We start from the raw sequence: 14038 nt of genomic DNA, 5'->3' as shown, positions 1-14038 counted from the left end.
ACCTGGGTGAGCGCGCCCGTCGCTGTGTCTGACTAGACTAGAAGTGTTAGCGGAGGGGAGTACTCCCACCAACAGTGGCGTCGTCATCACGACGGCCCGCCCACGCGGCGCGGCCTCCGGCGTCACCGGCCAGGAATGACTGGCGGGAGGAGACCTCCGGTACCCGACTCGTACCGGAGGCCCCACGTATGCACGTGCACGCGCTCGCCTGGATCGTCCTGGCCGGCATCATCGTGACCATGATCGTCGTCGACATCGTCGGCCACGTCCGCACCCCCCACGAACCAACGCTCAAGGAAGCGACCTGGTGGTCCATCGCCTACATCGCGATCGCCCTGATTTTTGGCGGCATCGTGTGGGCGCTCTGGGGGCCGCAATACGGACAGGAATACCTGGGCGGCTACATCACCGAGAAGGCGCTAAGCATTGACAACCTCTTTGTCTTTGTCATTATCCTGTCGACTTTCCGCGTGCCCCGCAAGAATCAGCAGGAGGTCCTGCTGGCGGGCATCGTCATCGCGCTGGTGCTGCGCCTCATCTTCATTCTCGCGGGCGCCGCGCTCATCGAGAACTTCTCGTGGGTGTTCTACCTCTTCGGCGCGTGGCTCATGTGGACCGCAATCAGTCAGGTTCGTGAGGGCATCGGCGGCGACGAGGAGGACGAGGACTACCGCCCGCCGTCGATCGTGCGCTGGGTGTCGAAGGTCGTGCCCGTCACCGACGGTTTCATCGGCTCGCGCATGCTGTACCGCCACGGTGGACGCACGTATATCACGCCGATGCTGCTGTGCGTCATCGCGATCGGTACCGCCGACGTCATGTTTGCCGTCGATTCGATCCCCGCGATCTACTCGCTGACCTCCGAGGCCTACCTGGTGTTCGCCGCCAACGCGTTCTCGCTGCTGGGGCTGCGTCAGCTCTATTTCCTCATCGACGGCCTGCTCGACCGCATCGTGTTCCTGCACTACGGCCTCGCCGCGATTCTCGGGTTCATTGGCTTCAAGCTCATCAACCACGCGCTGCACACCAATGAGCTGCCCTTCATTAACGGCGGTCACGAGATCACGACGGTCCCCGAGCCGTCGATCGCTTTCTCGCTCGGATTCATCGTGGTCACGATCATGATCACGGTCGCAGCTTCGCTCGCCGCGTCTCGTGTTCGCCGTGGAAGCGACGACAGCGCCGCCTGAGGGCGATAAAATTTCCCGGACGAATAGTTAAGAGGTACTCATGGTTATTCACCCGTGGGCGTGGGGGATCCTGGCGCTCGTCGCCATCGGACTCGTCGTCATCGACTTCCTCGGGCACGCACGCAACCCGCATCCGCCTACGGCCGCTGAGGCGGGCCGATGGACCCTTTTCTACGTGGGGCTCGCTGCCCTCTTCGGCGTCGGTATCTGGCTGACGAACGGGTGGCTGTATGCGCAGGAGTTCTACGCAGGCTGGGCGATGGAGTGGTCGCTCTCGGTCGACAACCTCTTCGTTTTCATTCTCATCCTCAAGGCGTTCCGGGTGCCCAGGGAGAATCAGCAGAAGGCGCTGCTGCTCGGCATCGTTATTGCCTTGTTGCTCCGGCTCGCCTTCATCCTGCTCGGCGCCGCGTTGGTCTCTCGCTTCTCGTGGGTGTTCTTTATTTTTGGCGCGTGGTTGCTGTGGACCGCCGTGTCGCAAGTTCGGGAGACTGCCCGGGGCGAAGAGGAAGACGAGGAGTATCACGAAAACGGCTTCATTCGTCTCGTACGTCACGTTTTGCCGATTACGGATGGGTTTGTCGGTAATCGTCTCCTGTATCGTCACGGTGGGCATACCTATCTGACACCGTTGGCCGTTGTGGTGTTGGCTCTGGGGTCCGCGGATCTTATGTTCGCTTTCGATTCGATTCCCGCGATCTTCGGCATCACGCAGCAGGCCTTCCTGGTGTTCGCCTGCAACGTGTTTGCCCTGATGGGGTTGCGTCAGTTGTTTTTCCTTGTTGATGCATTACTTAGCAAGCTCGTCTACCTGGGTTACGGCCTCGGGGTAATTTTGAGTTTCATCGGCGTCAAGCTGATTTTGGAGGCGCTGCACGCCAACACCCTCCCGTTTATCAACAGTGGGCGGGGTGTGGAGTGGGCGCCCAACATTTCCGTGTCGGTATCGCTGGGCGTCATCGTCGTGACGCTGGCGGTGACCGTTGTCGCGTCGTTGATACGTACCGCGATGGATGAGGGGGATGCCCGTGAGCGCTGACGTGACGCGCCTCGGCGAGCGCGGCCTGAGTGCGGCAGAGGTCGCGGAGCGCGTCGCCCGCGGCGCGGTCAACCGCGTGAAGGACCGCACGTCGCGTTCCGTGGCGTCTATCGTTCGAGAGAACGTGCTGACGCTCTTTAACGCGATCATCGTGGGCGCGTCGATCATCGTGCTGTTGTTCGGTGACCTGCGCGACGGCATCTTCGGCGGAGTTATGGTGATCAACGCGGTCATCGGCATCGTGTCCGAGCTGCGCGCGAAACGCACCTTGGATTCGCTGGCGATTGTGGACGCCCCGCAGGCGAGCGTCCTGCGCGATGGAACCTTGTCGGTCATTCCGGCTCGCGACGTCGTGCTCGACGACGTTATCGAGCTGACGCTCGGCGATCAGGTGAGCGTGGACGGGACGGTCCTGGCCTCCGCGGGCCTCGAGATCGACGAGTCGCTGCTCACCGGCGAGTCGCACCCCGTCAAGAAGAAAGAGGGCGACCAGCTCCTGGCGGGCACCAGCGTGGTGGCCGGTTCGGGCTGCATGGTGGCCACGGCGGTCGGCGAGCGCGTGTACGCACAGGGCCTGTCCGAGCAGGCGCGCGCCTTCACCCGTACCGTGTCCGAGATCCAGGTGTCGATCAACCGCGTGCTGCAGGTCGTCTCCGTCATGTTGCTCCCGGTTGTTGCGATGACCTTTTACTCGCAGAACCGTATTGCCGGAGGATCGGGCGGGGATTGGCGCGAGGCTCTTGTCTTGTCGGTCGCCTCCGTCATCGGCATGATCCCCCAGGGCCTGGTGCTGCTCACGTCGATGAATTTCGCGATCGGATCGGCGACGCTGGCACGCCGGGGCGTCCTCGTTCAGGAGCTTCCGGCCGTCGAGGTGCTGGCCCGCGTCGATTGCCTGTGCCTGGATAAGACGGGCACGCTGACGACGGGTGGCATCCGGGTTCGCGGGGTCGACGTGGTTTCGGGGGACACGGAGGCGGTGCTGCGCGCCCTCGCGAGCGCTGCCAGTGACCGGACGAACGCGACCGCCGAGGCGATCTGGGCGCATGTGGGCGAGGATGCGCGCTCGGGAGCGAGCGAGCGCATCGAGTGGTCCGTTCCCTTCTCCTCGGCCCGCAAGTGGAGCGCGTGGGGGACCGGACGCGAGTCCTGGATCCTGGGTGCGCCCGAGTTCGTTATCGACGAGGCCGTGGCGACGAACGCGGTTCTCCTGGAGCGGGTGCGCGCCATCGCCGCTGGGGGGTCCCGCGTGGTGGCGCTGGTGAGTGCGGACGAGGCCGTGGTCGACGACGAGCTGCCCGTGCGTCGGGCGGTGGCCGCCCTCGTGGTCCTGGAGGAGGACCTGCGCGAGGACGCGGCCGAGACGCTGGACTACTTCCGCTCGCAGGGCGTGCACGTGCGCGTCATTTCGGGCGACAACCCGACGACGGTCGGCGCGCTGGCAGCCCAGGCGGGCTTGACGGCACCCGACGGTTCACCCGCTCGCCTCATGGACGCGCGCGACCTTCCCGAGGACCTGACCTCGGAGGCGTTCACCGACGCGATCGAGAGTCACGACGTGTTTGGGCGCGTGACGCCCGAGCAGAAGCGGGCCATGGTGGGTGCCCTGCAGGCGCGCGATCACTGCGTGGCCATGACGGGCGACGGCGTGAACGATGCCCTGGCACTCAAGGACGCCGACCTTGGCATCGCGATGGGTAACGGCACGCAGGCCACGAAGGCGGTCGCACAGATCGTGCTCGTTGACTCGAAGTTTTCGGTCCTGCCCGGGGTCTTGTCGGAGGGGCGACGCATCATCGCGAACATGGAGCGCGTATCCTCGCTGTTCCTCGCCAAGACCACGTACGCGGCGGTGCTGGTGATCGTCACCGCCCTGGTCGGTTGGCGCTATCCGTTCCTGCCCCGCCAGTTCAGCTACATTGACTCACTGACGATCGGGATCCCCGCCTTCTTCCTGGCGCTGTGGCCCAACCCACGCCGCTACGTGCCCGGATTCCTGAGGCGCACCCTGTCGCTCGCGATGCCGACGGGCGTCATCTTGGCGACTACTGCCCTTGTCGCCTTCGGCATTGTGGATGGCCCGCCCCAGGCGCGTGAGTCGACGGCCGCGATCCTGTCCCTCATGCTAGGCGCCATCTGGCTGCTCGTGATCACTTCGCGGCCCCTGTCGCTGTGGAAGTGGGTCCTGCTGGCGAGCGTCATCTCCGCGACGGTCGGCGGCGTGCTCATTGCTCCGGTGCGTGACTTCTTCTCGATGGTCGCGCCCAACGGATACGAGTGGCTCGTTATCCTGTGCGTCGGTGCCTGTTCGGCTGCCCTCATTGAGATCACTCAACGTATCTTCTACGCGCACCAGTTTGCTCGTTCGCTCCAGGAGTAGGGGAGCGGGGACGAGGCGAGGCCAGTGTCGGGTATCAACCCGGCCCCGGCCTCGTTCGCGACGTGCGATCAGAACACCCGGATGACGGGATTCCACTCGCGGATGAGGCGCGCCTGAATGACCTCAGCGACGTAGAAAGGATCCTCATTGAGGACGCGTTCGACGTCGGCTTCGCTCTCGGCTTTGATGAGAAGGAGTGCTCCGGGGACTTCGTCGACGAGCGGACCCGATGCGACGTTGATCCCCTGTTCGAGCAGCCCGGACAGGAATGCGCGGTGCCGAGGGCGGACTTCGTCCATCGTTGCGGCCATCGAGGGGTTGTACACGTATTCAACTGCATAGTATGCCATACGCATAACACTAGCCCTGATCCGCGCTTTTGCCTAGGGGGCGGATAGGATCGAGGGGTGCATGACAAGCTAATTATCCAGGGTGCCCGCGAACACAACCTCAAGGACGTGAACCTGCAGCTTCCTCGCGACGCAATGATCGTTTTCACGGGCCTGTCTGGGTCGGGCAAATCATCGCTGGCGTTCGATACCATTTTCGCCGAGGGGCAGCGCCGCTACGTGGAGTCGCTGTCCTCCTATGCGCGTCAGTTCCTGGGCCAGATGGACAAGCCGGACGTGGACTTCATCGAAGGCCTGTCACCAGCGGTTTCCATTGACCAGAAGTCGACATCGCGTAACCCGCGCTCAACCGTCGGCACAATCACGGAGATCCACGACTACCTGCGTCTGCTCTACGCCCGCGCCGGCGTCGCGCACTGCCCCGAATGTGGGGCTCGCATTCAGGCGCAGACACCCCAGCAGATCGTCGATCGCGTTCGCACGATGGATGAGGGCACGCGCTTCCAGGTCCTCTCCCCGGTTGTGCGCGGGCGCAAGGGCGAGTACCAGGACCTCATCGACGAGCTTCGCTCCGAGGGCTACACCCGCGCGATCATCGACGGGGAGGCCGTGCGCCTCGAGAACGCCCCGAAGCTGGAGAAGAAACTTAAGCACACGATCGAGGTCGTCATCGACCGCCTCGTCGTGCGTGACGGAATGCGTCAGCGCCTGACCGATTCCGTGGAGACAGCGCTGCGCCTCTCCGAGGGCCTGGTTGTCATCGACTGCGTGGACCTGGACGCCGACGACCCTGAGCGTCGCCGTCGCTTCTCGGAGAAGCGCGCCTGCCCCAACGATCACCCGCTCGCTCTCGACGAGATCGAGCCGCGCACCTTCTCCTTTAACGCCCCCTACGGCGCCTGTCCGGACTGCTCGGGCCTGGGCTTCCGCCTCGAAGTCGATCCCGAGCTGGTCGTCCCCGACGAGGAACTCTCCCTCGCCGACGGCGCGGTGATCCCCTGGAATTCGAACTTCAAATACCACAAGAAGCTCCTCGAGTCTCTCTCCAAGGAGCTGGGTTTCGCGATGGGCACCCCCTGGAAGAACCTGCCCAAAAAGGTCAAGGACGCTGTCCTGTACGGCAAGGACTACGAGGTCACCGTCAAGTTCCGCAACCGCTGGGGGCGCGAGCGCTCCTACACGACCGGCTTCGAGGGGGCGGTCAACTACATCGAGCGCAAGCGCGAGGAGACTGAGTCGGCCGCCGTGTCCGAGAAGCTCGACTCGTACATGCGTGAGATTCCGTGCCCGACGTGCCACGGTGCGCGACTGAAGCCTGAGGTTCTCGCCGTGCACATCGGGGACAAGTCGATCGCCGAGCTCTCCGACATGTCCATCTCGGAGGCGCGCGCTTTCCTTGCCAACGTCGAACTCGAGCAGCGCGCACGCTCGATCGCCGAGCCGATCCTCACCGAGATCGAGGCCCGCCTGGCTTTCCTCGTGGACGTCGGGCTCACCTACCTGACGCTCTCGCGCAGCGCTGGAACACTGTCGGGTGGTGAGGCGCAGCGTATCCGCCTGGCGACGCAGATCGGTTCCGGCCTCGTCGGCGTCCTGTACGTCCTCGACGAGCCCTCGATCGGTCTGCACCAGCGCGATAACCGCAAGCTCATCGCCACCCTGGAGCGCCTGCGGGATCTGGGCAACACGCTCATCGTCGTCGAGCACGACGAGGAGACGATGGAAGCAGCCGACTGGATCGTCGATATTGGCCCCGGTGCTGGCGAAACCGGCGGGTGGGTCGTCCACTCGGGTCCGCTCTCCGAGCTACTGACGAACCGCAAGTCGCTGACCGGACAGTACCTGTCGGGCAAGCGACGCATCATCGTGCCGCCGACGCGTCGCCCGATCGACAAGAAGCGCGTCGTGACCGTCAAGGGCGCGCGGGAAAACAACCTGAAGGACATCGACGTGTCCTTCCCGCTCGGCGTTTTTACGGCCGTCACAGGCGTGTCCGGCTCCGGTAAGTCGACGCTCGTCAACGGCATCCTGTACCGCACCCTGGCTTCGCGCCTCAACGGCGCGCGCATGGTTCCCGGCCGCCACCGCACGATTACGGGCATTGACCAGCTCGACAAGGTCGTGCACGTGGATCAGAGTCCGATCGGTCGCACGCCGCGCTCCAACCCGGCGACCTACACGGGCGTGTGGGACCAGATCCGCAAGCTGTTCGCCGAGACGCAGGAGGCGAAGGTGCGCGGCTACGGCCCGGGACGCTTCTCCTTCAATGTGAAGGGCGGGCGCTGTGAGTCCTGCAAGGGTGACGGCACGCTGAAGATCGAAATGAACTTCCTGCCCGACGTGTACGTGCCCTGCGAGGTCTGCCATGGCGCGCGCTACAACCGCGAGACCCTCGAGGTTGAGTACAAGGGCAAGACGGTCGCGGACGTGCTCGACATGCCCATTTCAGAGGCCGCGGAGTTCTTCGCACCGATCTCGCGCATTGCCCGCCACCTCAACACGCTCGTGGAGGTGGGCCTGGGCTACGTGCGTCTCGGCCAGAGCGCTACGACTCTGTCGGGCGGCGAGGCCCAGCGCGTGAAGCTGGCCTCCGAGCTGCAGCGACGCTCGACCGGCCGCACGGTGTACGTGCTCGACGAGCCCACGACGGGCCTGCACTCCGAGGACATCCGCAAGCTGTTGCTGGTCCTGCAGTCCCTGGCGGACAAGGGGAATACGGTTATCGTCATCGAGCACAACCTGGACGTCATCAAGAGCGCTGACTGGATCATCGACATGGGTCCCGAGGGGGGCGCGGGCGGCGGCACTCTCGTCGCGCAGGGGACGCCCGAACAGGTCGCGAAGGTGAAGGAATCATTCACCGGCCAGTACCTGGCCGAGGTCCTCGCGAAGGAGGCCGCGCGCGACGCCGCGAGCTCGCGCAAGTAATGGTTAGTATGAACCTCATGAATCCCGCATACGGCCTCTACGGCTCCGCTTATTACTGGCCAGCATGGGTCCACCTGATCGTGTTGGCGCTCATGGTGGTGTCGGGCGGCCTCGCCCTCAAGGCTCTCGTGGCCCACGGCGCCGGGCGCAGCCGCGTCTATGGGCTGGGCTGCGGTTTCGTCGCCGGGCTGGGCAACCTGTGCCTGAGCGTGACGGCTCATGCGGAGGCTCGCCACGTGTGGCAGCTGGGGACGGTCATTGCGATCTATGCGGTTGTGCTCGTGTTCCTGATCATGACGCTCGTGTCCCTGTGGAGCTCGGAATCCGGTGGCTTCGTGTGGGCGCGTGCCTTCCACATGTTCCTCACTGTCGGAGTGGTCGCCTCGGCCGCCCTGGAGATCGCGCGCCGAATGCTCTTCTGGATCCCGATGCCGGTCATCGGCGTTGCCTTCCTCCTCGCGCTCTTCGCCGCTTTCGTCGTGGGACGCAACACCGCGGACTAGGGAGCCTGAACGCATGAAGTGGCCCCAGCCTCGTCACTGAGACGAGGCCGAGGCCGCTTCATCTGTGTGGTACCCCCGCGCTGGCGGCCGGTTTACTCTTGGTTTTTCTCCTTGTTCTTCGCGGCCTCGCCCGACGCGTACAGGGCGTCGACCTCACCGGCGTAGTCGGCCAGGACGCGGCGGCGCTTGAGCTTGAGGGAGGGCGTCATGTAGCCGTTCTCCACGGTGAAGGCCGCATTCACGATGCGGTAGCGGCGGATCGACTCGGCGCGAGACACCGCCTTGTTGGCGCGGGCGATCGCCTTCTCCAGGGACTCGCGCACCTCGGGCAGGGTCGCGGCCTGCGCCGCGTCGACGACGGGCAGGCCGTGGCGCGAGAGCCACTCGGGCAGCATTTCTGTGTCCAGGGCGATGAGCGCGCCGATGTAGGGGCGGTTGTCGCCGACCACGATGATGTTCGCGATGAGCGGGTGTGTTGAGAGGGAATCCTCGAGGATCTCGGGGGAGACGTTCTTGCCGCCCGCCGTCACGATGAGTTCCTTCTTACGTCCCGTGATACGCAGGTGACCGCGATCGTCGATGGAGGCGAGGTCGCCGGTCTTGAACCAGCCGTCGACGTAGGCCTCGGCCGTGGCCTCGGGCAGGTTGTGGTAGCCCTTCGACACGGAGATACCGCGTACGAGCAGCTCGCCGTCGGGGGCGATCGTCATGCGGTTGCCGGGCCACGGGAAGCCCACCGAGTCCGGGGGGAAGTCCTGCGGCGTTTCCACGGAGATCGGTCCGGTCGTCTCGGACAGGCCGTAGCCCTGGAGGAGCGTGATGCCCAGGCCTCGATAGAAGTTCGCGAGGTCGAGGGCCAGGGGCGCGCCGCCCGAGATGATTGTGTGCAGGTTCGGGCCCAGGATCGCGCGGACCTTCGATAGGACGAGCGCGTCGGCGAGGCGGGCGCGCAGCTTCAGCGCGGACGACGGGCCGGGGGAGGGCATCGCCGAGGCGTCGGGGATGGGCGTCGTGTCCGGGCCGGGGCCGGCGACCGCGGATTCGGGCAGGGGAGAGTCCGCGTATGCGGTGGCCTTGGACAGGGCGCGCGCCTGCTTGGCTGCCCAGGAGAACATGCGTCCCTTCACGCCGCCGCCAGCCTTCGCAGCCGCAGCGTTGTAGACCTTCTCCATGACGCGCGGGACGACTAGGAGCATCGTCGGTTTAAAAGTCGCGATGTCGTCAACCAAGTTGCGGGTGTCCGGCGAGAAAGCGGTGACACCCTGGCCCGCGAGCAGGCAGTACATGACGAAGCGCGCGAGCACGTGGGCGACCGGCAGGAAGAGCAGGGAGCGAGACTTCGGATCGTTGATGAGCAGGGGCAGGAAGTCGTAGGCCTGCAGCATCGGCGAGATGAAGTTACCGTGCGTGAGGACCACGCCCTTGGGCATGCCGGTTGTACCCGACGTGTAGATGATCGTCGCTTCGTCGCCGAGGGTGACGGCCTCGGTGCGCTCGCGCACTTGTTCGACCGTCACCCCCTGCGCTGCGCCCGTCAGGACGCGCTCTGCGCCGCGATCGAGCGACAGAATGTGGCGCACGCCCTCGGTGCGCACGGATTCGACCAGCTCGGCCTGCTGCGTCGTCGCCGTGATGACGATGCGCACGTCAGCGTCGGCCAGGATGTGAGCGATCTGCTGCGCAGAATCCGTCTCGTAGATGGGGACCGTGATCGCACCGCAGGACAGGGCAGCCACGTCGATGAGGGCCCACTCATACGAGGTCGGGGCCAGGATCGCCAGGTGGTCGCCCGCCTCGAGGCCGATGCCGATGAGGCCACGCGCGATCGAGTCGGCCTCGCCGAGGAACGTCTCCATCGTCACGCGGCGCCACGCGCCGACGTTGGATCGGCGCTCGATCGCGAACTGCCCGGGGTGACGCTGCACGCGCTGGTGGAGCATCTTGGGCAGGTTCATGTCCTCGGTAGCCTCGCGTGTTGGAACTGACTCCCATGAGCCATCGGCGAGTCTGCGTACCGTCATTACGGTCCTTTCGTGGGGTGAGCGCGGGGCGCTGTATGTGGGGTTCAGTGCTTCTTCAAGCGAGAGAAGAGACCGCGCTTCTTTGCGGGTTCCGCTAAGACTGGGCCTCCGTATAATGCGTCGACCTCGTAGGCGTAGTCGGTCAGGACCTTGCGGCGGCGCAGCTTCATCGACGGCGTCACGTAGCCGTTCTCCACGGTGAAGGTTGCGTCGATGATGCGGAACTTTCGGATAGACTCGGCGCGGGAAACGGCCTTGTTGGCGCGTTCGACAGCCTTTTCGAGGGATTCGCGCACGGCGGGTAACTCGGCGGCCTCGGTGGGCGAGCACTGCGGCAGGCCATGCTTGGCCAGCCAGTCTGGCAGCATGTCTGCGTCGAGTGTGAAGAGTGCGCCCACGAAGGGGCGTTGGTCGCCCACCACGATGACGTTGGCGACGAGAGGGTGGGTTGCCAGTGAATCTTCGAGGATCTCGGGGGAGACGTTCTTGCCGCCCGCCGTCACGATGAGTTCTTTCTTGCGACCGGTGATGGTCAGCTGGCCCTTGCGGTCGATCGAACCGAGGTCGCCCGTATGGAACCACTTGCCGTCGGGCATAACCTCGGCTGTCTGCTCGGGAAGGTGGTAGTAGCCGGGCATGACGGACTGCCCGCGCACGAGAATCTCGCCGTCCTTGGCAATCTTGATGAAGTTGCCCGGCAGGGGCAAGCCGACGGTGCCAATGGGATTCTTGCCGATGTGCTGGACAGCGATTGGTCCGGTGGTTTCACTCAGGCCGTAGCCCTGGATGAGGGTGATGCCCATGCCCGCGTAGAAGTGGGCGAGATCGGTGGCCAGGGGGGCGCCGCCGGAGACGATGTAGCGCAGGTTGGGGCCGAGCACCGAGCGGATCTTCTTCAGGACGAGGGCGTCGGCGATGCCGTGGCGGATCTTCTTGAAGGGACCCGGACCGAAGGTCTTCTCGGACGCGAGGGAGTAGGTGCGGGCCTGCTTGGCGCTCCACGCGAACATGCGTCCCTTGATGCCGCCGCCCGCCTTGGAGGAGGCCGCGTTGTAGACCTTCTCCAGCACGCGTGGTACGACGAGGAGCACGGAGGGCTTGAAGGCTTGGATGTCCGGCAGGAGGTTCTTGATGGAGGGGGAGAAACCGAGCACGCCCTGGCCGGAGAGGATGACGTGCATGACGAGGCGGGCGAGCACGTGGGCGACTGGGAGGAATAGCAGCAGGCGGGTCTCGGGGGAGTCAATGACCTGGCCGAGTACCTGGCGGGCACCCTGCGCGGTAGCGATGAAGTTCGCGTGCGTGAGGGCCACGCCCTTGGGATTTCCGGTTGTTCCGGAGGTGTAGATGATGGTCGCGATGTCAGAGGAAGTTACGGTGGCGCGGCGTTTCTCAACGTCGTCGATGGTGACATTGGTGGCGGCTCGCGCGATCGCCCGCATGGCTCCCTGGTCGAAGGAGGTGACTGCGCGCGTGGCAGTGGGGGCGACCGAGCGTACGAGTTCTGCCTGCTGGGTGGTCGCAGTAAAAACGCGAGTGACGTGAGCATCGGTGAGGATATGCTCGATCTGGGAGGCGGAATCGGACTCGTAGATCGGGACGGTGATCGCGCCGATCGAGAGGAGGGCGAGGTCCAGGAGGAGCCACTCGTACGAGGTCGGGGCGAGGATCGCAATCGCGTCTCCCGCCTGCACGCCGAGGCCGATGAGGCCGCACGCGGTGTAGTCGACTTGGCGCTGGAGTTCCTTGGCAGTCAATGAGCGTGTAGAGCCGACGGAGGAACGCTGTTCGACGACGACCTGCTTGGGGAACTTGGTGGCCCGCTTAGCGAGCATGTCGGGGATGATTTCGTGTTCCCCGACCTTGTAGGTCGGCTTGATCGTGTAGGAGCCGTCTCGCATGCGCTTCATCGTGTCCTCCGGAATTGTCGGTTCAAAGACTGAACAACAGGTTCGATGTGAGTCTACTGGGTATTGCGCGGCCCCTGCGCCAAAAACGGGGCAGGGGCCTTACAAGTGACGACTAGATCACAGATCGTAGTACATCTGGTACTCATAGGGGTGTGGGTAGGCTCGCATCGGCGCCACCTCGTTCGTCTCCTTGTATTCGAGCCACGTGTCAATCAGGTCCTGGGTGAAGACATCGCCCTCGGTGAGGAACTCGTGATCCTCACGCAGCGCGTCGAGGGCGGCTTCAAGCGAGCTGGGCAGCTTCGCGATGTCCTGGTACTCAGCGGGAGGCAGCTCGTAGAGGTCCTTGTCGATTGGTGCGGCAGGCTCGATTCGGCGCTTGATGCCGTCGATACCCGCCATGAGGCACGCGGAGAAAGCAAGATATGGGTTCGCGCTCGGGTCCGGTACGCGGTACTCCACGCGCTTGGCCTTGGGCGACGTGCCCGTCACGGGGATGCGGATGCACGCGGAGCGGTTGCGTGCCGAGTACACGAGGTTGATCGGAGCCTCGAAGCCGGGGACCAGGCGTCGGAAGGAATTCACCGACGGGTTCGTGAAGGCCAGGAGGGCGGGCGCGTGCTCAAGCAGGCCGCCGATGAACCAGCGTGCCGTGTCGGACAGGGAGCCGTAGCCGCGCTCGTCGTAGAACAGGGGCTCGCCGTTCTTCCACAGTGACATGTGCGTGTGCATGCCCGAACCGTTGTCCCCAAACAGGGGCTTGGGCATGAAAGTTGCGGAATGGCCGAACTCAAGAGCTGAGTTCTTGACGACGTACTTGAATTTCATCATGTCGTCAGCTGCGGTCTGTAGTGTCGCGAAGCGGTAGTTGATCTCCTGCTGGCCGCCCGAGCCGACCTCGTGGTGGGCGCGCTCAATCGTCAGGCCGACCTCTTCAAGGAGGCGGCTCATCTCGTCGCGTACGTCCGCGTACTTGTCGGAGGGGGAGACCGGGAAGTAGCCGCCCTTGACGGGCACCTTGTAGCCCATGTTGCCGCCCTCTTCGACGCGACCGGTGTTCCAGTACGCCTCGGGGGAGTCGACGGAGAAGAAGGTGTTGTGGGGGCTGATCTGGTAGCGCACGTCGTCGAAGAGATAGAACTCGGCTTCGGCGCCGATGAAGCACTGGTCTGCGATGCCGGTGGAACGTAGGTAGGCCTCGGCTTTGGCGGCCACCTGGCGAGGATCGCGTGAGAAGGGTTCATCAGTGAAGGGATCGACGATTGAAAAGTTGACGACCAGGGTCTTGCGGTCGCGGAAGGGATCGACGAACGCGGAGGAGACGTCCGGGATGAGCTTCATATCGGACTCGTGGATGGCTGTAAAGCCGCGCACTGAGGATCCGTCGAACATGAGGCCATCCGACAAAGCGGCGTCCAGGAATTCGCTCACCGGAATCGTAAAGTGCTGCTGAACACCGGGGACGTCGCAGAAGCGCACGTCGACGAGTTCAATGTTCTGCTCGGAGATAAAGGCTGCGACCTCTTCGTTGGAGGTGAACATGAACGTCCTTCTTTGTGGGAATGGGTTCTACTCATTGGTCAAGAATTAGTCAACTCGTAACCAAATACAGTATAAGCCTTCAGGTGGCCGCTTCGCGTATTAGTTTCACCATTCAAAGGATTCATGACATAGAGCACGCGCCCACTGGGCATCGGGCACACACAGCCACGGCCTC

The 14038-nt window shown here is 64.3% G+C and carries 9 protein-coding genes; 5 read left to right on the top strand and 4 right to left on the bottom strand.

Features of this window, described 5'->3' with window-relative positions; translation table 11 throughout:
* The first annotated feature begins 188 nt into the window (after nt 1–188).
* The 3 genes from BQ7477_RS07070 to BQ7477_RS07060 are packed head-to-tail and all read left to right on the top strand — an operon-like array spanning nt 189 to nt 4609.
* Complete coding sequence (locus tag BQ7477_RS07070) at nt 189–1190, top strand: TerC family protein (RefSeq protein WP_073983343.1); 1002 nt, start codon at nt 189–191, stop codon at nt 1188–1190.
* A gap of 40 nt (nt 1191–1230) precedes the next feature.
* Entirely contained in the window at nt 1231–2229 is a 999-nt protein-coding gene (locus BQ7477_RS07065; protein WP_073983342.1) for a TerC/Alx family metal homeostasis membrane protein, read from the top strand.
* A complete protein-coding gene (locus BQ7477_RS07060; protein WP_200783485.1) occupies nt 2213–4609 on the top strand; it encodes a cation-translocating P-type ATPase in 2397 nt (798 codons plus the stop codon). The genes BQ7477_RS07065 and BQ7477_RS07060 overlap by 17 nt, the downstream gene beginning before the upstream one ends.
* Nucleotides 4610–4677: 68 nt before the next feature.
* On the opposite strand, the gene BQ7477_RS07055 is transcribed toward BQ7477_RS07060, so the two are convergent.
* Nucleotides 4678–4959, bottom strand: a complete 282-nt coding sequence (locus BQ7477_RS07055; protein WP_073983341.1) for a YciI family protein — start codon at nt 4957–4959, stop codon at nt 4678–4680.
* 57 nt (nt 4960–5016) lie between these two features.
* On the opposite strand from BQ7477_RS07055, the gene uvrA reads away from it, so the two are divergent.
* Both uvrA and BQ7477_RS07045 read left to right on the top strand, forming a co-directional pair.
* Nucleotides 5017–7887 carry an excinuclease ABC subunit UvrA gene (uvrA, locus tag BQ7477_RS07050; protein ID WP_073983340.1) on the top strand — a complete coding sequence of 957 codons (2871 nt, stop codon included), beginning with the start codon at nt 5017–5019 and terminating at the stop codon, nt 7885–7887.
* 17 nt (nt 7888–7904) lie between these two features.
* Entirely contained in the window at nt 7905–8390 is a 486-nt protein-coding gene (locus BQ7477_RS07045) for a polysaccharide transporter (protein ID WP_338072951.1), read from the top strand.
* 92 nt (nt 8391–8482) lie between these two features.
* Here BQ7477_RS07045 and BQ7477_RS07040 read toward each other — a convergent pair whose 3' ends face one another.
* The 3 genes from BQ7477_RS07040 to glnA all read right to left on the bottom strand — a co-directional run bounded on the left by BQ7477_RS07040 (nt 8483) and on the right by glnA (nt 13863).
* Nucleotides 8483–10411 (bottom strand): AMP-dependent synthetase/ligase, encoded by a 1929-nt coding sequence (locus BQ7477_RS07040; RefSeq protein WP_073983339.1) that lies wholly within the window; start codon nt 10409–10411, stop codon nt 8483–8485.
* A gap of 44 nt (nt 10412–10455) precedes the next feature.
* The gene (locus tag BQ7477_RS07035) at nt 10456–12321 is read right to left on the bottom strand and encodes an AMP-dependent synthetase/ligase (RefSeq protein WP_073983338.1); all 1866 of its coding nucleotides are present in this window, start codon (nt 12319–12321) and stop codon (nt 10456–10458) included.
* Between the two features lie 117 nt (nt 12322–12438).
* Nucleotides 12439–13863 (bottom strand): type I glutamate--ammonia ligase, encoded by a 1425-nt coding sequence (glnA, locus tag BQ7477_RS07030; protein ID WP_073983337.1) that lies wholly within the window; start codon nt 13861–13863, stop codon nt 12439–12441.
* Between the last annotated feature and the right edge of the window lie 175 nt (nt 13864–14038).

Origin of the sequence: Actinomyces bouchesdurhonensis (genome assembly GCF_900128465.1) — a bacterium.
Lineage (GTDB): Bacteria > Actinomycetota > Actinomycetes > Actinomycetales > Actinomycetaceae > Pauljensenia > Pauljensenia bouchesdurhonensis.
The sequence above is the reverse complement of the archived record's forward strand: the minus strand, read 5'-3'. Positions and strand labels throughout refer to the sequence as shown.